This is a genomic window from Corynebacterium sp. ACRPQ, from assembly GCF_022347225.1.
GTDB lineage: Bacteria > Actinomycetota > Actinomycetes > Mycobacteriales > Mycobacteriaceae > Corynebacterium > Corynebacterium tuberculostearicum_D.
In genome coordinates this window covers 37,338-57,130 of the sequence record NZ_JAKRNF010000003.1, presented here as the reverse complement: position 1 = coordinate 57,130, position 19,793 = coordinate 37,338, and the positions used below count along the sequence as shown (strand labels likewise).

Below are 19,793 nucleotides of genomic sequence, written 5' to 3'. Positions count from 1 at the left end.
TAAATATTACGGTTTCAAACCGTCTACCGCCGCCATCGCAGCTCCGACAATTCCTGCGCGATTGCGCAGTTGTGCAGGCATGACGGGGGTTTCAATATCAAGGTGTGGGCCCCACTTTTCAAACTTGCGGGAAATCCCACCCCCGATGAGGAAGGCTTGCGGGTTGAAGAGCTTTTCATACTCCGCGAGGACCTTGTTGAGTCGCTTAGTCCACTGCTTGTATTTGAGTTCCTCGCGGTCCTTTACGGCCGAGGACGCGATCTTCTCAGCTTCGTCATCGCCCACCGTGAGGTGCCCCAGTTCGGTATTAGGGAACAACTGGCCGTCTAGGAAGAAGGCCGAACCGATACCGGTGCCGAGGGTTAGGAAGATAACGGAGCCCTGCTTGGCGATGTCCTCTCCGTAGGCCACCTCGGCTAGTCCCGCCGCGTCGGCGTCGTTAAGCACGGCAAAATCCGCATCCAGGTAGTCCGCAAAGAGTTCTGTGGCGTTGACCCCAATCCAGTCCTTGGAAATATTTGCTGCAGTCTCGACTTCTTGGTTGCGAACCACGGAAGGAAGGGTGATGCCAACGGGGCCGTCCCACTGCTTTTCCTGCACGATGTGGGCTACTACCTTGGCAACATCATGCGGCGTAGACGGCTGTGGGGTGGCGATCTTCATGCGTTCACCCACGAATTCGCCGGTGGCAAGGTCCACCTCAGCGCCTTTAATGCCGGAGCCTCCGATATCGATGCCAAAGGAATGGCCAGAAAGAGTAGTCATGCCCGACAGTCTAGAAGAAGGCACAATAGTTGGCATGACTGAGCAGATCGATTTTCTCCAATTGCGGGATTTTGCCGTTTGTACCGCCACGCGCGCTGCGGAATTAGTTACTACGCGGCGTGCAGAACTCGTAGCCGGTGACGGCATCGCGGCGCATACCCACACCAAGTCCAGCGACGTGGATCCCGTAACGGAGGTCGATACCGCGACAGAGGAGTTCATTGCCACCACCATCCGCACCCAGCGCCCCGGGGATGGCATTTTTGGTGAAGAAGGCGCCAATGTGGAATCGACCAGTGGGGTTACCTGGATTGTCGATCCGATTGACGGCACCGTGAATTTCCTCTACGGGGTGCCGGACTACGCCGTATCCATCGGTGCAGAGTACCAAGGGCACCTCGTTGCTGGCGCGGTGGTCAACGTGGCGCGCGGGCGTACCTATGCTGCCGCAGCCGGCCAGGGCGCCACGGTCACCGGCCCAGACGGAATTGAGCACGCACTGCGGTGTGGCCAGACACAAGATCCTGCGTTGGCCTTGGTAGCCACCGGCTTTGGTTACGAAGCCGACCGGCGAGCAGCCCAAGCCGAGCTTCTCACCAAGCTCCTGCCTAATGTGCGTGATATTCGCCGCATCGGCGCTGCCGCGCTCGACCTATGCAGGGTGGCAGAGGGAACCGTTGATGCCTACTTTGAGCACGGCATCAATGCCTGGGACTTTGCCGCTGGGGCAATCGTTGCTCGCGAAGCAGGTGCAGTAGTGCGCCATCCAGGCTTTGATAAGGGCTCTGCTGACGGTGAACTTACCTGGGCCGCGGGGGCAGATTTGGCCCCCGCATTCGATAAGCTTTTAGCAGCACACACGGTCACAGACGCGCTGCGGGGGTAATAGTTTCCCGCGCCGGCGAGCGGTGAGATGACATCTAGCCATTTGTGCTTTACTATGCGCGATCGATAAATACCCATTCCTTAAAGCAACTTGACCATTAGGGGCGTGCATTATGGCCACCGATTATGACGCACCGCGCCGGCGCGCGGAAGATGAACTCGAAACTGACTCCCTAGAAGGACTCAAAGCCGCTGAGAGCGATAACAACGGCATGGACGATGACGGAGAAATCGTCGAGGCCTTCCAGCCGCCATCAGTAGACCTTACGGGCGAGGAGCTAAATGTTGAGGTAGTTCCACGTCAGGAAAATGAGTTTACCTGTGGCTCGTGTTTCCTAGTGCAGTCCAATAAGCGTTATTCCCACGAAGAGGACGGCCAGCCAATCTGCAAGGATTGCGCCTAAAGGAATACGAAGCAGAAACGAAACCCCGCACTCGGCAACTTTTCACCTGCCGAATGCGGGGTTTGCTATTGCAGCCACCAAACTTTCGGTGGTGTGCAAAGCTATTAAAGATTAGTGCTGTTCCGGAACGAAAGCGTGGAGCAAAGCCTCCGGATCTTTCGAGGAGATAAGCCAATAAGGAGTGTCGTCCTCTGGATCATTGAGCACCATCATGGCGTGCTCATCCACCCAAGCGTGGGAGACCAAAAACGCCGCGGGATCGAATTGTGGTCCCAGCGCATTGCGCCGCGCAGATTTCGGAACGGTGATAGACCGCGAGACGACGTCGTTAGGCAATTGGGCATCTTTGACCGTGAGCCAACGCGTTCCATCCGGGTCACGCTCTACCTTGATGACTGTATTGGACCAGGTAATAAGTACCCACACGGCGATAGCGCCAAGAAGGATCGCGGGAATAATGGTCCACCACATGTTGCGGTTAAGGCCGGCGGTAGCGGAAGTAAGTGCCACGATGGCGGCGGCAAATAGCCAAAAGTACCAAGGGACCCATTGGCGTTCGCGGTAGAGCACTTGAGAGTCCACCGTGCCCTGTGCCGAAGCGGCGCTTGACGGTGCCGGAGTTGCGGAAGTAGCAGATGTATCAGACACGTCTAGTCAGTTTAGTCCACACGCGCCGCAGAATGAACCTCCCAAGGCAGGTAGGATTGGCCAGGTGACTGACTCGATTCCGCATTCTCAATCAGAAAGCCCCTTTGGGGACATTAAAGTCAAGCGCCTGGATAAGGAGCTTCCACTGCCGCGCCGCGCCCACCGTGGTGACGCCGGTGCGGACCTCTATGCAGCAGAATCTCTTACCCTGCAACCCGGCGAGCGCGCCCTCGTCGGCACCGGGATTGCCATTGCGCTGCCACTAGGAACGGTTGGTTTAATTCACCCGCGCTCCGGACTAGCCGCCAAGCAAGGGCTTTCCGTTGTCAATACCCCGGGCACGGTGGATGCCGATTACCGCGGGGAGATCAAGGTCTGCCTCATCAACCACGACCGGCACGCTCCCATTGAGATCGAACGCGGAATGCGCATCGCTCAGCTCGTGGTCCAGCGCGTAGAGCTGGTGGGGTTTGCTGAGGTTGAAGAGTTGGATGACACCGTCCGCGGAGCCGGCGGCTATGGCTCTACCGGTGTGTAGTTAAAGCAGTAGAGACTCAACGAGACTTTTAGAAAGGACGTAGCACCCATGGGAATCTGGCCCTTTGGCAAGAAGAAAGACGAAGAAAAGAAGGCTCAGGAAAAGCCTGCAGCACAAAGCGAAAAGCCGGCGGACCCCACGTCCGCGGATGCAGAGGCGCAGGAGACCTATGCTCCAGTAGGCGACACCGCAGCAGATGCCGCGGCGGCTTCTGGCAATGAACCCCGCGAGTTTGCACATGATGCCATCAATGGCCAGACCGGCCCCTTTGATGGAGACTCCGTCGATATCGAGACCTTTGATTTCAGCGACTTTTCCATTGGCGTATTAGATCTGGGGTCCCTGCGCATCCCACTGCCAAAGGAATCCCAGGTACAGGTGGAAATGGGCGAACAAGGCCCACGAATGCTGCACATCGTGACCAAGGTAGGCCGAATTACTCCAGTAGCTTTTGCCGCCCCACGTAAGCCAGGCCAGTGGGCAGAATCTGTGGAGGAAATCAAGGAGGGCATGAGCCGCGACGGTCTTACCGTTACTACCGAGCCAGGCCCTTGGGGTGCTGAGGTCGTGGGCAAGAACGACAACGGTCAGGTCCGCGTCATCGGTGCGGACGGTCCGCGCTGGATGCTGCGCATGACCCTGGCCGCGCCGGCCGGCATGGAAGCAGACCTCGCAGACATGGCTCGCGAGGTTGCTGCCCGTACCTTCGTCTACCGCGGCGAGGATCCCATCCTGGCAGGAAATGCTTTGCCGGTCATCATGCCTGAGCAGCTGGTAGAGCAGGTCAAGCAGGCCATGGACCAGCGCCAGCAAGAACAGCAGGCAGCCGCTAATGCTCAGCACCACCCAGAAAACGGCGTGGGCGGCCCTGACCCTGCGGCAGAAGCAGAGGCGGAGCAGCACCTGCGCGATTTGGGCGGCGCCCCACAACAGGGTGAGAATGGATCGTCCCCGCAGAACCCCGATGAGGGCTCTGCACCTAATTCCAAAAACTAGGCAAAGCAGTAAACCACGTGACACATTCTTCCTCGCCGCAACCCTCCCCGGACGCTAAGAACCTGGACTCTGAGGAGTCTGCTGCCGAACCCACCTTGCTGGAGCAGATGGGTGGCTTATCAGGGCTCGTGTCGGCCACCTTGCCGGTCCTTGTGCTGATTCCTGTCAATAATTTCTTTGGGCTGGGGCCAGCCTTGGCGGCGGCGCTCGGCGTGGCCGTTGTTATTGCACTCTGGAGGGTTGTCCGTAAAGAGACCCTGCAGCCGGCCATATCGGGTTTGCTGGGAGTGGCTCTTTGCGCTGCCATCGCCTGGTTTACCGGTGACGCCAAAGGGTATTTCTTGTACGGCATCTGGATGTCGTTGGCACTGTGCATTGCCGCGGTACTATCAATCCTCTTCCGGTGGCCCGCTGTGGGCGTCATCTGGAAGGGGATTAATGGCGAGGAAATGCAGTGGCAAAAGGTTACCGAGGCGCGCCGGGCTTATGCCATCGCTACCGGCGGGTGGGCGGTCATCTTCCTGGCCCGCTTTGTTGTTCAGCGCGCCATTTATGATGCGGATGCAACCACTGCCTTAGGGGTGACCCGAATCCTGATGGGGTGGCCATTGACGCTTCTAGTTACGGCGCTGACCGTGTGGATGGTGCGCCGCGCGGATGCAGCCGTTGACGCAGCGGCGGGCACAGGTGAGCACACTAACGCAGAACGAGAACAAAAGTCTGAGGCAGAAAATGACTGAATTAACGATGAGCCGTGGCGATAGTCTTGAGGTCACCATTGACCGCATGGCGCACGGCGGGGAAGGAATTGGCCAGGCGCCGGATGGGCGAGTGGTATTCGTTCCTCGCGCTTTTCCCGGCGACGTCGTAAAAGCTACGGCCGGCCGTGTAAAGAAGTCGTTCATTAAGGCAGAGCTGGAAAGCGTACTAAGCCCTGGGCCGCTGCGCGTGCCATCGTCTTGTCCCGCTGCCGCGCAGGGAGCAGGCTGCTGCGATTTTGCTGAGCTGGATCCCGCGGCCGAAACCGGAATCAAGGCAGAGATCTTGTCGGAGCAGCTGCGCCGCACCGGCGTTGTCACCGGCGAGGAACTGAACATTGAGCAGCACACCCTAGAGCCGGTTCGGGGATGGCGCACGCGGGTGAGATGGGGCGTCGACAAGCAAGGGCGCGCCGGAACCCGTCAGCGTCGGTCCAATGAGCTTGTTACGGGCGCTGCTTGTACGCAGCTGGCTCCGGGATTGGCAGAGGGGCTCGTTGGAGAGGGCGCGCGCCGGTTTACCCCAGGCGCTGAGGTCATCGCCGTTCTCGATGGTGAGGGCAACCGCCACGTGGTAGAAACCCGCAAGGCCCCGCGCGGGCGCCGCGTGGAGACCATCCGTGAGGTGGTAGAAGGCAGCGGCAAGGTGCACGAGCATGTAGACGGGCGGACGTTTAGCTTTCCTGCTACCGCCTTCTGGCAGGCCCACAGCCACGCACCGGCCGCGTATACCGATCTGATAGCGGAGTGGCTCGGGGGCCGCGAGTACCAAGAGCACACCGCCTGGGATCTCTACGGCGGCGTAGGCCTATTCGTTCCCTCACTGGCCCATGCCGTGCAGGGCAAGGTTATCTCCGTGGACTATTCACCGGCGGCTACGGCCGGGGAACAGGCCGCCCTTTCGGACTGCGATGTGGAAGTAAAGTCCGCGAAGGTGGAGCAGGTCGCCGCCCAGCTTCCCAAGCCTGGCGCTGTAGTCCTTGATCCGCCGCGCACCGGAGCAGGGGAGGACGTGATTCGTTCCGTGGCGGCCGCTGCACCCCAGGCGGTCGTTCACGTGGGATGTGACCCCGCCACCTTCGCACGCGACTTGGGATACTGGAACCAGCACGGATACGGAATAGAAAAGATGGCACTCATTAACGCGTTCCCCGGAACGCACCACTTTGAAACGATTGCGCTCATTACCCCTGCCTAATGAGCTTTTATGGCTCCGAGGCGGGGTGTTGAACGTTGCCGCGCCGTTCTCGGAACATTGACCGATATAATATTCACCGCCCGCCGCGGGTACGGTAGAAAAGAAGAACTAAGCACAGAAGGAGTTGAAGGCCGCTCCATGACTATCTTGGATACCATTAACTCGCCGCAGGACCTCAAGGCGCTGTCTGCAGACAAGCTTGAGGAGCTGGCGGCAGAGATTAGGCAGCGCCTCATTGACAAGGTCTCCGTCACGGGCGGACATCTGGGGCCTAACTTGGGCGTGGTGGAACTGACCATTGCGTTGCACCGTGTATTTGACTCTCCGCGTGAGCCCATTATTTTTGACACTTCGCACCAGTCCTATGTGCATAAGATGCTGACTGGGCGCACGGATCAATTCGATACCTTGCGGCAAAAGGACGGCCTTTCGGGGTATACGGACCGCGGCGAGTCCGAGCATGACTGGACCGAGTCCTCCCACGCTTCGGCGTCGCTGTCTACGGTTGATGGCTTGTCTAAGGCCTTCAAGATTCGCGGCGACGGTCACCGCAATGTCATCGGTGTTGTCGGCGATGGCGCCCTCACCGGCGGCATGTGCTGGGAGGCGTTAAATAATATCTCGGAGGACAAGGGCCGCAATGCGGTCATCGTGGTCAATGACAACGGCCGTAGCTATTCGCCCACTATCGGTGGCATTTCCGAAAACCTTGGCCGTATCCGTTCCCAGCACGGTTATGACGAGCTCATGGAACAGGGCAAGCGCCGCTTGAAGCAAATGGGATGGGTAGGCGAGCGTGCCTTTGATGCCTTGCACGCCATGAAAGAGGGCGTCAAGTCCACCGTCTTGCCTACCGAAATGTTCCCGGAACTGGGCATGAAGTACATCGGCCCCATCAATGGCCACGATATCGATAGCTTGGTACATGCCCTGACTTATGCCCGCGATTATGACGGGCCCATCATCGTGCACGTGGTTACCGAAAAGGGCCACGGATTTGCCCCGGCCGTCAATGAACCGAAGGACCAGATGCACTCTACCGGTGCTATCGATCCGGTCACCGGTGTGGCTAAGGGCACCAAGCAGCCTGGCTGGACGGCCGCCTTCTCAGAGGAACTGGTAGCCGCTGCCGAGAAGCGCGATGACATCGTAGCCATTACCGCCGCAATGGCAGGTCCTACTGGGCTCGCTCCCTTCCAAGAGTGCTTCCCAGAGCGGTTCTTCGATGTGGGAATTGCCGAGCAGCACGCAATGACCTCTGCCTCCGGTCTGGCGCTTGGCGGGATGCACCCCGTCGTGGCGGTATATTCCACCTTCTTAAACCGCGCCGTGGATCAGGTCATTATGGATATTGCGCTGCTAAAGCTGCCGGTAACCATCGTGCTTGACCGCTCCGGAGTTACCGGTTCCGATGGCGCTTCGCACAATGGCGTGTGGGATATGGCGCTCATGAGCATCGTGCCAGGAATGCATATTGCCGCCCCGCGCGATGGCGCGCGCCTGCGGGAGCTCTTCCGTGAGTCGTTAGAGATTGAATCTGGCCCGTCCGTGGTCCGCTTCCCTAAGGGCAACCTGCTGCCGGATATGGAAGCGGTGGATACGTTGGGCGATGGCGTAGACATCCTGCACTATGGCGAAGCCGATGCCGGCGAGGACACCCCCGAGGTGCTCATCGTTTCCATCGGTGCCATGTCCGCGCGCAGCATCGAGGCTGCGAAGCTGCTCGGCGAGCAGGGCGTGAACGTTACCGTTATTGACCCGCGTTGGGTAGCGCCGGTGGCAAGCTCTGTGGTGGCTCTCGCCGCTGACCACGACTTGGTGGTTACGGCAGAAGACGGCCTTGTTCGAGGCGGTATTGGCTCCATGATTTCGGAAGCTCTCAGCGCAGCCGAGGTCGATACTCCTGTGCGCCGACTCGGCGTTCCGGGATACTTCCCTAAGCACGGGTCCCGCGGCGAGGTTTTGGAAGAGTTCGGGTTGACGCCTGAGCTTATGGCGGCGTCGATAAGCGAGTGGCTAGAAAACCTCACTGCTGATGCCAACGCGCGAGGAGAAGAGGACTAAACCTAGCTCACTAAATATTCCTAGAAAAGACCGTCCACGATAATCGGGGCGGTCATTTCTATTTGCCATTCGCGCGCGCCCTCCGCGCGCAGGAAGGCAGCGACGTCGCCAGGCTGCCGGATGGCGCCGGCGACAGAATCAGGTCCGCGGTGGCGCTTATTGGCGCGCACACCTACCTTCGCCCATACCGCTGCACGCACAGTGGCAGGGCGGATAAGAAGCTCGGATGGCATGCCGAGTTCAGTAGCGAGATCGGCGATGTCCGCGCGGATAGTTTGGTATATCTCCCATAGGTCCGGGTAGTCCTTGGCCCAGATGGTTTTGGAAGGAACCGGTTGTGGGGCGCGATGGACGCGTGGCCGCTGCTGCGGGGGAACGGTGCGCGCTTGGTTAAGTACAGCCATCCACCGGGCGGTCGCGCCCTTGCGCCGGCGGGGAAATCCCTTGACGCGGGTAAGTTCGCCGGCGGTGGTGGGAAGGGTGCGCGCAATTTCTACCAGCGTTTTATTTCCTAATACCCGGCCGGGCGCAGTGTCCGTGCGCCGAGCGATAGCGTCGCGCTTAGCCCACAGCGCTCGAGCAGCAGCGAGCTGACGGCCGCTGCGCAAACTGGAGATGCCCTTCAGATCGCGCCACGTGTGCGGCTGGGGAGCGAAGTCTCCGGAATGTTCCTGGACTATGGCGGAAAATTCCTCTAAAGCCCAGTCCATCTTGTCTTGTTCGGCCAAAATATCGCGCAGGGCGTCGGCTAGCTCGAGGAGCAGTTCCACATCGAGCGCGGCGTATGCTTTGAGTTCCTCGCTGAGCTGCGGGGTGGACCAGTCGGCGTCGCCGTAGCCTTTTTCCAGTTCGACGTCAAAAAGCTCTGCGACCATAGTGCCCAGGTTGGGCCGTTCAAATCCCGCGAGCCGTGCCGCCAGTTCCGTGTCAAAGATGGAGCCGGGAAAGAGACCGAGCCACCCGAGACAAGGCAAATCCGAATGGGCGGCGTGAATAATCCACTCCGTGCCGTTGAGCACTGGGGCAAGGGCGGCCGTGAGCTCCTCGCGGTGGCCCTCAGGGGCAAAAAGCATCGTGCCCGCGCCGCGGCGGCGAATTTGCACTACGAAGGCTCGATCATCGTAGCGATAGCCGGAGGCGCGCTCGGTATCGATGGCAAAGGGGCCCGTACCCGCGGCGAGGCGGGCTGCGGCAGCGGTGAATTCTTCCGGGGTAGAAGAAACCGGCGGGATGCCCTCGAGCGGCCGGCTGCGCAATTCTGGCATATTAGTGGCCGAGCTCGGTGACGCCCTCAGGGGGTAGTCCGGCAACGTTGGCCAATACCTGGGCAAAGGCCTGCACGTGGGGTGCGAGATCGAGGCCTTCGGCAGTCCACGAAGCGCGCATTTCGATCTGGTAGGCGCGCGGTGGGCCGCCAATCTCGCCAAAACGCACGGACGCGGTGGAGGTGACGGTGCCGCCCAAGTTCGTGTGGCCGGTCCCCTCCTTTTCTAAGCCCTCGTTGAGCCATTGCCACGCCACATCGGGCAAGAGTGGATCGCCGGCTACGGCGTCGTCCATATCCGCCTGGATATAGGCCACAAGGCGCATGGCGCCCTCCCAAGCTTCCTCAGCGCCCGGATCGTGGAGCAGGATGAGGCGGCCAAAGGCGTCGCCCTCTGCATCGGTGGGCACGATATCTGGGTCGTCTTCGTTTCCCACTTCGAGGCCGATTGCGTGGCTAAACGGCGCAAGGCGTTGCGGTGGGCGAATGGAGCCTAGGGTGATCTCAGGGCGCAGGTCGGCCGCGTGCATGGACTCCACTGCTTGGGTGAAAGCGGCGGGGGTAGCTGGCTCGTGGCTTTCCGCCTGCCCGTGCAAAGGGGTGGGGGCGGAGGCCTCGGCGCTGCGTGGGGTGGTCGATTCGGAATTGCTCACGACGTTCAAGCTATAGTTTCGCGTCCTCTAGCTGGGGGAGGCGCGCCGATGCGGAGGCGTGTCGTCCTCCTTATGGTCGAGAAGTGACAAGGTTTCATATCCAACTTATGATGGATGTGTTCGTTAACCCAAAGGCTTCTGCAAAGGAGAACGCAATGGCGAAGCTTGATTACAAGGAACTCAACGCGGTTCAGCAATATTCCCAGCACGCAGTTTTTAAGGTGATTCCGGGCGCGCTCGGCACCGAGCGAGCGGAGATCATCGCCCAAGCGCAGGAGTTCTTTGCCGGCGTGGAAAAAGCCGGAAAGGTAACCGTGCGCGGCATTTACGACCTCACGGCTATGCGCGATTCCGCCGACTTCATGATCTGGTGGCACGCCGAGGAATTCTCTGACCTGCAAAAGGTCTTCGGGGACTTCCGCCGCGAGACCACCCTGGGCCAGGTAAGCGAAGTGACCTGGGTGGGCAATGCCTTGCACCGTCCAGCAGAGTTCAATAAGTCCCACCTGCCCTCCTTCATCATGGGTGAGGAGCCCAAGGAGTGGATCTCGGTGTACCCCTTCGTGCGCTCTTATGACTGGTACACCATGGATGATGAAAAGCGCCGCCGCATCCTTATGGAGCACGGCATGCAGGCGCGCGACTACCCCGATGTGCGCGCAAATACCGTCCCAGCCTTTGCCCTGGGTGACTACGAGTGGATTTTGGCCTTCGAGGCGGATGAGCTCCACCGCATCGTCGACCTGATGTACTTGATGCGCTACACCGAGGCCCGCCACCACGTGCGCGAGGAGATTCCTTTCCACACCGGCCGCCGCGTCAAGGACGTAGCAGAGCTCATCGCAGTTCTGCCCTAAAAGTAACGCCGCCCAGCAGTAGCCCTGCTTGGCGACGTCCCCCCTTAGCCGCGCCCCGTCACTAGCCTGCACGTTAGGCTGCTGACGGGGCGCGCTTTCTTGTGCATGCCCCCTTAGGCGGTGCCATCTTCTACCGGCTTTTCCTCCAAGTCCAGGCAGATGGAGTTGATGCAATAGCGCAAGTCGGTGGGGGTATCGTAGCCCTCGCCCTCAAAGACGTGCCCCAGGTGAGATTCGCAGTTGGCGCACAGTACCTCTACGCGACGCATGCCTAGCGAATTGTCTTCGCGCTCAATGATTTTGTCCCCTGCGAGTGGGGAGAAGAAGGAAGGCCAGCCGCAGTGGGACTCAAACTTTTCCGTAGAGCGGAAAAGCTCGGTTCCACACGCGCGGCAAGAATAGACCCCCTCGGTGGTGGTATTGGTGTACTCGCCTACGTGGGGCGGCTCGGTGCCGGCTTCGCGCAGGACGTAGTATTCCTCAGGGCTTAAGCGCTGGCGCCATTCGGTATCGGCAATGAGCTTGAAATCGGTCATGGGCCGAGTCTAAACCGTGCTGCGCGCGGCACGCCACCAGCCGGCGACCGTAGCGAAGATTGCGACGATAAGCAGCGCCCATCCCGCCGTGGCCGTGAAAAAATTCATCCACCGACCAGCATCCGGGTGCGCTGTAGATGCCCAGGAAACGGGAGCCAAATAGAGAAAGGCCGCAAACCACGCACCCGCAGAATGGAAAACCGAACGATTGAGCACAACGGTAAACATCAATGGGAATAGCCACATGGAGTAATACTGCTGGCCAAGGGAAGACAAGAAGAAGATACCCACCATGATCGCCCCGCTTGTCGTCAGTGCCCACAAGGTCGGGTCGGAGTTGCGCCAGCGTAAAAGCCCGAGAATCGCTGCGGTCGAAAGCGCGGCAAATATCAACCACACGGTCCAATACAGTCCCGCACCAAAGTCAACGTAGGCGTGGAAGCCTGCCCAGGAAGAATTGGCATAGTCACGGGTTTCTGAGAGGTAGGGCAGGAGGTTATCCACAAAGCCGCTAGCGCCCGGCACGAGCGGCCACGCTAGAAGGTTGAGAACTACCGGTACGCCAATGCCAGTCACGAGGCTGCGCCATTGCAGCTTGACCAAGGGCAGGAAGAGCAACGGCGCAAATTGCGGCTTAATGACGATGGCCAAGCCAATGACCACGCCTGCCACCCAGCCCAGCCATGGGGTGCGCTCGGCGCGCACGAAAGCCCACAAGAACACGGCCATGCATAGCAAGAGAATGCCGTTGATATTGGTAAATGCGAGCGTATTGGTCACCGATTCCGTGACAAAGGCCAAAGCGATAGATACTGGCCACACCGCCGAAGTAAGTGTGCGGTCTACCGCAAGGGTGAGTACCGCTAGCGCTGCCACGATTGCAGCCGCGTTGGCGACGATGAATAGTCCCCGTGCCGCCGAAAAATCGATGTGCGCTAGCGGCGCGAGCAGCAGCGTCGCCCCCGGCGTATACAGGTACAGCGGGTCAACGTGGTTATAAGCCTGCTCATAGACCGGCTGGCCAGTGGACATGCGTGCCACAGCGTTATACACGGTGGTGAAATCATCCGTCGGCGTGCCATTGCGCGCGATGATGAAGACGCGATGCACAACAAGCAGGATGGCCACGGGCCAGGCGGCGGCATTGATTCGGGAATTCACGGCCCCTTAGTCTACGGCCTAGCGGGCGCGGGAATACCGCAGAAACACCGTGCCATCGTGATCGGCCGCGACATTTTCTAACTGCATGCGGCGATGGGAATGCTCGCCCTTAAACGTCGCCATGGGAGTTTCCACGCCGGTAGATAGATGTGGGTCCAGGGTCAAATACATTTGGTCGATGGCATCGACATCTACCAACTGCCCAATCATTCCTGGCCCGCCCTCACACAGCACGCGCTTAAACCCGCGGTCCTTTAAGACAGATATGTAGTCCTGCACGGTTCCTTCGCCAGCATCGCAGACTTCCGCGCCTGTGGATTCGATGGTCGCGATGCGCTTTGCGAGCTCTTGATCGTCCCGGCTGCTATGGGGGACTAGGAGGATGGGCGGGGTAGTAAAATCCGTGAAGAAGTCCGAGGTGATATCGAAATCAAGGCTGCGGGAAGGTACGGCAATAGGAGCCGGCCGCGAACCAACCCCGTTAGGTTTTACTCCGGAGTAGTCCTCTGCGCGCACCGTTTGCGCACCCACCAACACGACGTCTGCCCAGTTACGTAGAGCAGTAAAAAGCTGCCCGTCAGTGTCGTTTCCCATGTCCTTGGAAACGTGGTTCATGGTTGCCGAGCCGGTTAACGTGCTAACCATATTCGTGCGGACGGTGAATACATCACCGGAATCAGGGCCCAATAGCGAAGAGATATCCATGCCTTCCCAGTCTAGTCAAGGCACCAGATGCCCAGAACGGTAAAGCGCAGGGCGCACCCCAGACGATGGGCCTACACCAAGCGGATGAGTATTACGCCAACCAAAATTACTGCAATGCCGGCTACCTGGCGCATTGCTACGGGGGCGCCCCGCAGGCGATCGATCAGTACGGAGCCCACCATGGAACCAAGAAGGGTTGCCACCACAGTAAGCCCAGTACCAATCTGCGGTACTAAGGCCGCGTTGCCAAAGACAAACAAGGCTCCCAAGGCGCCGCCTGCCCACATCCACCATGGGTTAGCCTTACCCTCGGGACGCTCAATGCGAGGGCGCCAGCGCAAAGCAATATTGAGCACTACCAGCGCGGAAACGCCAATGCTAAAAGACACCAAAGCCGCACTAACGGGCGACCCGGTGATCTGACCAAGGTGGCCGTTAATGGCGGATTGGCTTGCGGTAAAGCAACCAAAGACAAAGCCGGCGAGGCGCCAAAGCCATAACGCCATAGCGCTGTCTTCTTGCTTCGTTGGCGCGCCGGGGCTGGCGACGATAGAAATCACTCCACCGAGGACAATTAGTGCCCCTAGGGTGCGAACTAGGGATAGTGGGGAAGTGGGGGAGTCAAATAGTCCAAAGTGGTCGACGACAAGGCCCATCATGATCTGGCCCGCGATGGGAAGGACCACGGTTTGGACCGCGCCCAGATGAGGAAACAAAAGGATATTTCCAGTAAGCGCAACCACGCCGAGCAGGCCACCGAACCAAATCCACAGCGGTTCCCCAAAGGCACGGGAAATGCCGAATTCGCCGCCGGTGACGGCTGTCGCGATGACAAGCAAAGTTATCGTGCCCACGGCAAACGAGATGAGCGAAGAGGAAAACGGCGTGCCAGTAGACGCGCGCAGGCGCGTATTAACCAGGGTCTGAACGGGTAGAACGAGTCCGGCGATAATGCCTAAGAGAATCCACAACACGTCGGGACACTTTACAGGGATATAAAGAAACCCGCCCAAGCCCCTTTGGAGTGGAGCGGTGGGCGGGAAATTGTGGTCCTAACTGGGATTGAACCAGTGACCTTTCCGGTGTGAACGGAACGCTCTCCCACTGAGCTATAGGACCTTGCGGTGGCTAAATCTACACCGCACTAAATTCAAACACCTAATTGGCTGGGCAGGAGTGCGCATCAAGGGGAGGCGGCCTGCGGTCCACTGTCTTGGGAGAATCACACCAGTGTGTTTTGGGATGGCTCGAATGTGAAAAATCGGTGCCGGAAAGAATGCCGCTGGGCTGGGGATTTGGAAACTGGCGCGGAGCACGATAATGTTTCTTCTCGCACCGCAACGGTACAAAGTTTGCGGGGCAATGCGGATGTAGCGCAGTTGGTAGCGCATCACCTTGCCAAGGTGAGGGTCGCGAGTTCGAGTCTCGTCATCCGCTCCACGCTTTTCTAAGGGTTCTCCCGTGAAGAGTGGTTCTAAATGAATAACGCGCGATTAGCTCAGTGGGAGAGCGCTTCCCTGACACGGAAGAGGTCACTGGTTCAATCCCAGTATCGCGCACAAGGACTTTGTCCTAGAAACCGGGCCTGGTTTCGCATGCGGATGTAGCGCAGTTGGTAGCGCATCACCTTGCCAAGGTGAGGGTCGCGAGTTCGAGTCTCGTCATCCGCTCCAGCACTGTATTGTGTGAGGCGGTATCGCCACGGTGGAATGGCCGAGTGGTGAGGCAACGGTCTGCAAAACCGTGCACACGGGTTCGATTCCCGTTTCCACCTCAACTTCTTAATGCCTTCGGGCATTAAGCGCGATTAGCTCAGTGGGAGAGCGCTTCCCTGACACGGAAGAGGTCACTGGTTCAATCCCAGTATCGCGCACGAGGGTCCCTTTTGGGACTCTGTAGCAAACTCCGGTTTGTTGTGCGGATGTAGCGCAGTTGGTAGCGCATCACCTTGCCAAGGTGAGGGTCGCGAGTTCGAGTCTCGTCATCCGCTCCATATAGCCACCCCTGTAACGGGGTGGCTTTTTCTATGTTTTCTTCTGCGCTTTGTGCGATACGCTTGCCTTTGCACGGTCAAAACCCTCAGCGGAGGAGGAAAGATGTTACGCGCATTAGTGGCCTAAACGACAGAATGTGTTGTTTTGCGGCGTGTCGGGCTAAACGACATTTTGTGTTGGTGGGATTTAGCGCATGCGGCCTTTGCGTATTCCCATAGAGTGGTTGTAGGCAGTGTCGATGGCACTGTCGTAGGTTGCTGGTCGGCCGTCTTCGTGGCCGCTGGTGGCTTGTTTTTCCTGGTTGGCTAGGGTTTGTGCTTTGGCGAGTGCGTCCTGGCCCCAGTTTTGCTGCCTGGCGATCTCTACAGGATCGTCAGGCAGCTGCGTATGTAGATGCAGCCACCAGTCGCAGGCGATGCGCTGTTGTTCGTCGCGCAGTCCGCGGTGGGTGTGCAGGAGTTGCTTAATTTGTGAGTTCACCCCGCCTTCTAGCTTGTTGGTCGTGCGTTCCAACCGTTGGCCTTCTTTAGCTTCGGCGAGGTAGGCAAAGAGGTGTCCTTGTTGGCTCATCTTCTTTAGCTGCAGGTAAATCCCGCGATGGGTGTAGTGGGTGTACCACCATTTTTTGTTCCGGCGCTTGGACTTAGGAATCTGGTCGAAGGGGACGTCTTTGACGTAGGTACGGGCTTTGAGCTGAGTGCTAAATACGGTGCCGAACTTTTGTAGTTTCACTATCCATTCGGCTGCCTTATCTAGGTTGTCAACGGCGAGTAGTTCAAAGGAAAGCCGTCGTAGTGCTTTGCCCATCGGCGAGGTGGGGTGAAGGCCGGTGGCACGTTGGATATTGCGCTTGACGTGGACAATGCAGCGTTGAACCGGGGTATCAGGCCACAGGCTGCGTAGTGCTTTAAGCCCTCCGGAATCCCCATCGCAGGTAACCAATTGTGGTGGGGCTAGCTCGTCCAGCAGGCGCATATACGACCAGGAGGATTCTTTCGTGCACCAGAACCAATTGATGACATGGGTGGAGTCGGCAGCTACAACAAGGCACTTGGTGTTGAAGTAGGTGCCGTCGATGAAGATTTGGTCGTAGATTCGCTGCTTATCAACGCGTCTAGGAGGTTGGATAAGCCAGAACGGTGTGAAGCGTCGTTGCAAAGTTCGCGTTGAAACACCGCAGGTTTTAGCGGTTTCTTCCAGGCTGTTGCTGGAGGTGAGCCAGGAAATGAAAAGGCGGAACCATTTGGCTTGCACGGCGTCGTTATTCACGCGGGTGAAGGTGGCCTTGCAGGTGCGGCATCGCCATCGTTGGTGCCCAGCACTCGTTTTTCCGTGTTTCGTGCATGTCCCGCCGCAGACGGGGCATCGAGGATGATTTTTACTCATCCTCTCATCGTGAACCTAGGTGCCTAGCACACCGGCATGGCTTTGGCGGTATTTCATGGTCGAAGCTGGGATATCCCTCCGGATAAGTGAAATATTCCTAATATCAGCACGCCAGACCGGCTAACCACGTAACCTCACCAACACATCCTGTCGTTTAAGCCGCATTAGTGGTACCGCTATTGCTTGGAGCTTGCGGCTTCGCGTCTTTTGTTTCTGGGACTGTTCTTTTCTTTGCGGGCCTTAATGCGGCAGATGCGGGTGACGGCAGCGGCAACGCGGCGTGGCCTTTGGCGCTTATCGGCGTAGGCACCACCTTGGTTATTTTTGCCCTGATGGCTTCTGGTCCGTTTTTTAATGCCCGACAAATGGAGAGCTCCTAAGGTAGGGCCCGTTCGAATTGAGTCAACTTGCCTTACATAGTGATAAATACCTCTTTTTATTGCGAAGGTGGAACTCGATCCCAGTTCAAGCCGACATATGTCTCGACGCTCTGCTTTTGTGATTGCCGCTCTGGCAAGTCGCGGGGCTAGTATGTCTGACAATTCAACTTGTGCATTTTCAACACAAAAGGAGCTATCTATGGGCTACCGCGTACCTTGGCTGCGCCGCACAGCTGCAGCAGTGGGCATGGCCGCACTGGTTTTGGGCGGGTCAATACCTGCCGCATTCGCGCACGACTCCGTTATTGGCGGTTCGGTCAAAGACGGCGACCAACTCGATGAGTTCCCTAAGGAAATCACCCTCGAGTTTTCTGGTATCCCCAAAGAGGACTTCAACACCTTCGCCGTAACCAACGTCGATACCGGTGAGAAACTTTTTAGCCAAGAACCAAAGCTCCATGAGCGGGATCTCACCATTGAGACCCCTGCGGATGTCCATCCTGGGCCGGGTAAATACCAGGTGGGCTTTCAGATCACGTCATCGGATGGGCACGCTACCCGCGGCGGTGTGGAATTTTCTGTCAAAGGTGTCCCCACCGAGAGCACCGAGGCAGCTGCTGCTGAATCATCGTCCCAGGATGAGGATGAGGGCCTGCCGACCGCGCTGAAAATCATCCTGGGTGTGGGCGGCGTTTTGGCAATTGCCGCAGTAGCTGCCCTATTTATTGCCAAGTCTCGTCGCATTGATTCGGAAGGTGAAAAATAATGTCCAAGATTTCTAGCATCGCCCTTGTGGGCTTCACTGTGGCCGGCCTCGCCCTGGCAGGTTGCTCACCGCAAAACCAAAATGATTCCACCGAGTCGAAGGTGGATGCTTCCACTAGTGTCGGGGAAACATCCTCCGCTGCGGAATCTAAAGAACTGACCTTTGAGGATGCTGTCGTGCGCGCCAATGAGGACAAGGACATGACTGCTATTTTTGGCACCTTGGTGAACCATACCGATAAGGACATCGCTATCACCGGTTTTTCCACCAGCCTCAATGCCAAGGTGAACCAGATGCATGAGACTGTCGATGGCAAGATGCAGGAAATGTCGAGCCCACTAGTAGTCAAAGCCGGCGAGTCCCACGAGCTGGCACCTGGTGGTGACCACTTCATGCTCATGGACATGGAAAACCACATCGCTCCCGGCGAATCCCTTGACCTCAAAGTGGAACTAGAGGGCGGCGAAGAGTTCGATCTGGGCGAGATCCAAACGCGTAGCATGCCTGCTGGGGATGAGGATTACGGCGATATGAAGGGCCACGAAATGTCCCACATGGAGCACGGAGATATGTCCCACAATAAGGAAGGCCACGACCACTAGTTATGTCTGGATTCAGCAGAAGGGGATTTCTTACCGGCGCTGCGGTATCGACCAGCGCCTTCGCGTTGGCTAGCTGTAATGACCAGGGTTCTTCCCCGGATGCTCAGGCAACGGATCGGCCGGCGCTTGCCGACGCCCTCGTGGCATTCGACGGCGACCATCAAGCGGGTATCGCTACCGCAGCGCAGGCCCACCTGAATTTGGTGGGGTTTGACCTTAAAAGGGGCGTCGACAAGCGGGGGTTTGCCAGCCTCATGAAGCTGTGGACCGAGGATGCCCGCGCGCTGTGCACGGGGGAGGCGCCGCTGGGCACGCTGGAGCCAGAAATGGTGCAACAGCCTGCCAACCTGACTATCACCTGCGGTCTAGGCGAAGAGGTTTTTAACCTGCTCGGAGTGGACAAGCCACGGTGGCTGGGAGATGTACGCCCCTATGAGCGCGAGGAGCTGGAAGATAAGTGGGGTCAAAGCGATCTCGTCCTGCAAATCTGCTGCGATGACCCACTGATGAATACCTACGCCCTGCGGCACATGGTGCGCGCAGGCGAGCACTATGCCAGCGTGAAGTGGTTGCAGCAGGGCTTTATTAACGCCTATGGCAGCCAGGAAAAGGGCGCCACCGCGCGCAATATGTTTGGGCAAAAGGACGGCACTGTAAACCCACGCAGCGAGGAGGACTTCGCAGCCCAGGTGTGGATTGATAAGGGCCCGCAGTGGGCCAATGGGGGAACGGCGATGGTGGTGCGCCGCATCCGCATGAACGTGGATACTTGGGAAAAGCTGGATCGCTCTTCCCGCGAGAATGCTATCGGCCGCAAGCTCGATACTGGTGCCCCGCTCACCGGCGAGGACGAATTCGACGCCGTGGATTTTGACGCGGTAGATGACTATGGACTGCCGGTTATCGATAAGAACTCGCACATGGCGGTAGCCGCCCCGCCGGCCGATCATCCAGAGCAGCGCATCCTGCGCCGGCCGTATAACTATGAGCTGGCTCCCGATGGCAAGGATGGGCAGCTTTCCAATATTGGCCAGGTTTTCATCTGCTATCAGCAAGATCCCACCAAGCAATTCGAGCCTATCCAGGCCCGTTTGGATAAATCGGACCTGCTGAACGAGTGGTTGACTCATATTGGTTCGGCTATGTATTTCTGCCCGCCGGGCACCCTCACTGCCGATGGGCGCGAGTCATGGTGGGCAAAATCGCTCTGCGAGCATGCAGGGTTGTAGAATA

At 58.4% G+C, this 19,793-nt stretch carries 20 protein-coding genes and 7 tRNA genes; 17 read left to right on the top strand and 10 right to left on the bottom strand.

Annotation, left to right across the window (positions count from 1 at the left end; all coding sequences use genetic code 11):
• Positions 1-6: 6 nt before the first annotated feature.
• A complete protein-coding gene (gene ppgK / locus MHY24_RS03015) occupies positions 7-765 on the bottom strand; it encodes a polyphosphate--glucose phosphotransferase (protein ID WP_225746859.1) in 759 nt (252 codons plus the stop codon).
• Here ppgK and MHY24_RS03010 point away from each other — a divergent pair.
• Entirely contained in the window at positions 764-1,651 is an 888-nt protein-coding gene (locus MHY24_RS03010) for an inositol monophosphatase family protein (RefSeq protein ID WP_239228312.1), read from the top strand. The two genes, ppgK and MHY24_RS03010, sit on opposite strands and share 2 nt — an antisense overlap.
• A 112-nt stretch (positions 1,652-1,763) precedes the next feature.
• Positions 1,764-2,054: a DUF4193 domain-containing protein gene (locus MHY24_RS03005; protein ID WP_005325023.1), complete on the top strand. Its 291-nt coding sequence runs from the start codon at positions 1,764-1,766 to the stop codon at positions 2,052-2,054.
• Between the two features lie 111 nt (positions 2,055-2,165).
• Here MHY24_RS03005 and MHY24_RS03000 read toward each other — a convergent pair whose 3' ends face one another.
• Positions 2,166-2,624: a DUF3093 domain-containing protein gene (locus tag MHY24_RS03000; RefSeq protein ID WP_367398045.1), complete on the bottom strand. Its 459-nt coding sequence runs from the start codon at positions 2,622-2,624 to the stop codon at positions 2,166-2,168.
• A 142-nt stretch (positions 2,625-2,766) separates the two neighbouring features.
• On the opposite strand from MHY24_RS03000, the gene dut reads away from it, so the two are divergent.
• From dut to dxs, 5 genes are all read left to right on the top strand, one after another.
• A complete protein-coding gene (gene dut / locus MHY24_RS02995; protein ID WP_239228311.1) occupies positions 2,767-3,240 on the top strand; it encodes a dUTP diphosphatase in 474 nt (157 codons plus the stop codon).
• Between the two features lie 48 nt (positions 3,241-3,288).
• Positions 3,289-4,236 carry a DUF3710 domain-containing protein gene (locus MHY24_RS02990; protein WP_239228310.1) on the top strand — a complete coding sequence of 316 codons (948 nt, stop codon included), beginning with the start codon at positions 3,289-3,291 and terminating at the stop codon, positions 4,234-4,236.
• A 62-nt stretch (positions 4,237-4,298) separates the two neighbouring features.
• Positions 4,299-4,976 carry a DUF3159 domain-containing protein gene (locus tag MHY24_RS02985; protein ID WP_239228379.1) on the top strand — a complete coding sequence of 226 codons (678 nt, stop codon included), beginning with the start codon at positions 4,299-4,301 and terminating at the stop codon, positions 4,974-4,976.
• Positions 4,969-6,192 carry a class I SAM-dependent RNA methyltransferase gene (locus MHY24_RS02980; protein ID WP_239228309.1) on the top strand — a complete coding sequence of 408 codons (1,224 nt, stop codon included), beginning with the start codon at positions 4,969-4,971 and terminating at the stop codon, positions 6,190-6,192. Before MHY24_RS02985 ends, MHY24_RS02980 begins: the two co-directional genes overlap by 8 nt.
• 138 nt (positions 6,193-6,330) lie before the next feature.
• Positions 6,331-8,256: a 1-deoxy-D-xylulose-5-phosphate synthase gene (gene dxs / locus MHY24_RS02975; protein WP_239228308.1), complete on the top strand. Its 1,926-nt coding sequence runs from the start codon at positions 6,331-6,333 to the stop codon at positions 8,254-8,256.
• Positions 8,257-8,276: 20 nt separating this feature from the next.
• Here dxs and MHY24_RS02970 read toward each other — a convergent pair whose 3' ends face one another.
• Positions 8,277-9,521: an HRDC domain-containing protein gene (locus MHY24_RS02970; RefSeq protein ID WP_239228307.1), complete on the bottom strand. Its 1,245-nt coding sequence runs from the start codon at positions 9,519-9,521 to the stop codon at positions 8,277-8,279.
• Between the two features lies 1 nt (position 9,522).
• Positions 9,523-10,116, bottom strand: a complete 594-nt coding sequence (locus MHY24_RS02965; RefSeq protein WP_239228378.1) for a DUF3000 domain-containing protein — start codon at positions 10,114-10,116, stop codon at positions 9,523-9,525.
• A gap of 212 nt (positions 10,117-10,328) precedes the next feature.
• On the opposite strand from MHY24_RS02965, the gene hemQ reads away from it, so the two are divergent.
• The gene (hemQ, locus tag MHY24_RS02960) at positions 10,329-11,030 is read left to right on the top strand and encodes a hydrogen peroxide-dependent heme synthase (RefSeq protein ID WP_204608795.1); all 702 of its coding nucleotides are present in this window, start codon (positions 10,329-10,331) and stop codon (positions 11,028-11,030) included.
• A gap of 113 nt (positions 11,031-11,143) precedes the next feature.
• On the opposite strand, the gene msrB is transcribed toward hemQ, so the two are convergent.
• From msrB to MHY24_RS02935, 5 genes are all read right to left on the bottom strand, one after another.
• Positions 11,144-11,566 carry a peptide-methionine (R)-S-oxide reductase MsrB gene (gene msrB, locus MHY24_RS02955; RefSeq protein WP_005325013.1) on the bottom strand — a complete coding sequence of 141 codons (423 nt, stop codon included), beginning with the start codon at positions 11,564-11,566 and terminating at the stop codon, positions 11,144-11,146.
• A 9-nt stretch (positions 11,567-11,575) separates the two neighbouring features.
• On the bottom strand, positions 11,576-12,727 hold the full coding sequence (locus MHY24_RS02950; protein ID WP_204608797.1) for a glycosyltransferase family 87 protein: 1,152 nt from the start codon (positions 12,725-12,727) through the stop codon (positions 11,576-11,578).
• Between the two features lie 18 nt (positions 12,728-12,745).
• Positions 12,746-13,432: a pyrimidine reductase family protein gene (locus MHY24_RS02945; protein ID WP_204608800.1), complete on the bottom strand. Its 687-nt coding sequence runs from the start codon at positions 13,430-13,432 to the stop codon at positions 12,746-12,748.
• A 71-nt stretch (positions 13,433-13,503) separates the two neighbouring features.
• Entirely contained in the window at positions 13,504-14,406 is a 903-nt protein-coding gene (locus MHY24_RS02940) for a DMT family transporter (RefSeq protein WP_204608803.1), read from the bottom strand.
• 73 nt (positions 14,407-14,479) lie between these two features.
• Positions 14,480-14,551 (bottom strand) — tRNA-Val (locus tag MHY24_RS02935).
• A 245-nt stretch (positions 14,552-14,796) separates the two neighbouring features.
• Here MHY24_RS02935 and MHY24_RS02930 point away from each other — a divergent pair.
• From MHY24_RS02930 to MHY24_RS02905, 6 genes are all read left to right on the top strand, one after another.
• Positions 14,797-14,872 (top strand) — tRNA-Gly (locus MHY24_RS02930).
• A 47-nt stretch (positions 14,873-14,919) separates the two neighbouring features.
• Positions 14,920-14,991: transfer RNA gene (locus tag MHY24_RS02925), tRNA-Val, on the top strand.
• Between the two features lie 38 nt (positions 14,992-15,029).
• Positions 15,030-15,105, top strand: a tRNA-Gly gene (locus MHY24_RS02920).
• 30 nt (positions 15,106-15,135) lie between these two features.
• Positions 15,136-15,206 (top strand) — tRNA-Cys (locus tag MHY24_RS02915).
• 27 nt (positions 15,207-15,233) lie between these two features.
• Positions 15,234-15,305, top strand: a tRNA-Val gene (locus MHY24_RS02910).
• A 44-nt stretch (positions 15,306-15,349) separates the two neighbouring features.
• Positions 15,350-15,425 (top strand) — tRNA-Gly (locus MHY24_RS02905).
• 187 nt (positions 15,426-15,612) lie between these two features.
• On the opposite strand, the gene MHY24_RS02900 is transcribed toward MHY24_RS02905, so the two are convergent.
• On the bottom strand, positions 15,613-16,812 hold the full coding sequence (locus MHY24_RS02900) for an IS1249 family transposase (RefSeq protein WP_239228306.1): 1,200 nt from the start codon (positions 16,810-16,812) through the stop codon (positions 15,613-15,615).
• A gap of 579 nt (positions 16,813-17,391) precedes the next feature.
• On the opposite strand from MHY24_RS02900, the gene MHY24_RS02895 reads away from it, so the two are divergent.
• Genes MHY24_RS02895 through MHY24_RS02885 form a run of 3 tightly spaced genes read left to right on the top strand, consistent with a single transcriptional unit; the run spans position 17,392 to position 19,789 of the window.
• Entirely contained in the window at positions 17,392-17,958 is a 567-nt protein-coding gene (locus tag MHY24_RS02895) for a copper resistance protein CopC (RefSeq protein ID WP_204608809.1), read from the top strand.
• Positions 17,958-18,560: a copper chaperone PCu(A)C gene (locus tag MHY24_RS02890; RefSeq protein ID WP_204608812.1), complete on the top strand. Its 603-nt coding sequence runs from the start codon at positions 17,958-17,960 to the stop codon at positions 18,558-18,560. Before MHY24_RS02895 ends, MHY24_RS02890 begins: the two co-directional genes overlap by 1 nt.
• A 2-nt stretch (positions 18,561-18,562) precedes the next feature.
• Complete coding sequence (locus MHY24_RS02885; protein ID WP_239228305.1) at positions 18,563-19,789, top strand: Dyp-type peroxidase; 1,227 nt, start codon at positions 18,563-18,565, stop codon at positions 19,787-19,789.
• Positions 19,790-19,793: the final 4 nt, after the last annotated feature.

Excerpts from the sequence above, each read along its gene's own strand:
- ppgK (WP_225746859.1), bottom strand. The coding sequence starts at position 765 with ATGACTACTCTTTCTGGCCATTCCTTTGGCATCGATATCGGAGGCTCC.
- MHY24_RS02890 (WP_204608812.1), top strand. The coding sequence starts at position 17,958 with ATGTCCAAGATTTCTAGCATCGCCCTTGTGGGCTTCACTGTGGCCGGC.
- msrB (WP_005325013.1), bottom strand. The coding sequence starts at position 11,566 with ATGACCGATTTCAAGCTCATTGCCGATACCGAATGGCGCCAGCGCTTA.
- MHY24_RS02945 (WP_204608800.1), bottom strand. The coding sequence starts at position 13,432 with ATGGATATCTCTTCGCTATTGGGCCCTGATTCCGGTGATGTATTCACC.
- MHY24_RS02970 (WP_239228307.1), bottom strand. The coding sequence starts at position 9,521 with ATGCCAGAATTGCGCAGCCGGCCGCTCGAGGGCATCCCGCCGGTTTCT.
- hemQ (WP_204608795.1), top strand. The coding sequence starts at position 10,329 with ATGGCGAAGCTTGATTACAAGGAACTCAACGCGGTTCAGCAATATTCC.
- MHY24_RS02990 (WP_239228310.1), top strand. The coding sequence starts at position 3,289 with ATGGGAATCTGGCCCTTTGGCAAGAAGAAAGACGAAGAAAAGAAGGCT.
- MHY24_RS02900 (WP_239228306.1), bottom strand. The coding sequence starts at position 16,812 with ATGAGTAAAAATCATCCTCGATGCCCCGTCTGCGGCGGGACATGCACG.
- MHY24_RS02980 (WP_239228309.1), top strand. The coding sequence starts at position 4,969 with ATGACTGAATTAACGATGAGCCGTGGCGATAGTCTTGAGGTCACCATT.
- MHY24_RS03005 (WP_005325023.1), top strand. The coding sequence starts at position 1,764 with ATGGCCACCGATTATGACGCACCGCGCCGGCGCGCGGAAGATGAACTC.
- dxs (WP_239228308.1), top strand. The coding sequence starts at position 6,331 with ATGACTATCTTGGATACCATTAACTCGCCGCAGGACCTCAAGGCGCTG.
- MHY24_RS03010 (WP_239228312.1), top strand. The coding sequence starts at position 764 with ATGCCCGACAGTCTAGAAGAAGGCACAATAGTTGGCATGACTGAGCAG.
- MHY24_RS02895 (WP_204608809.1), top strand. The coding sequence starts at position 17,392 with ATGGGCTACCGCGTACCTTGGCTGCGCCGCACAGCTGCAGCAGTGGGC.
- MHY24_RS02885 (WP_239228305.1), top strand. The coding sequence starts at position 18,563 with ATGTCTGGATTCAGCAGAAGGGGATTTCTTACCGGCGCTGCGGTATCG.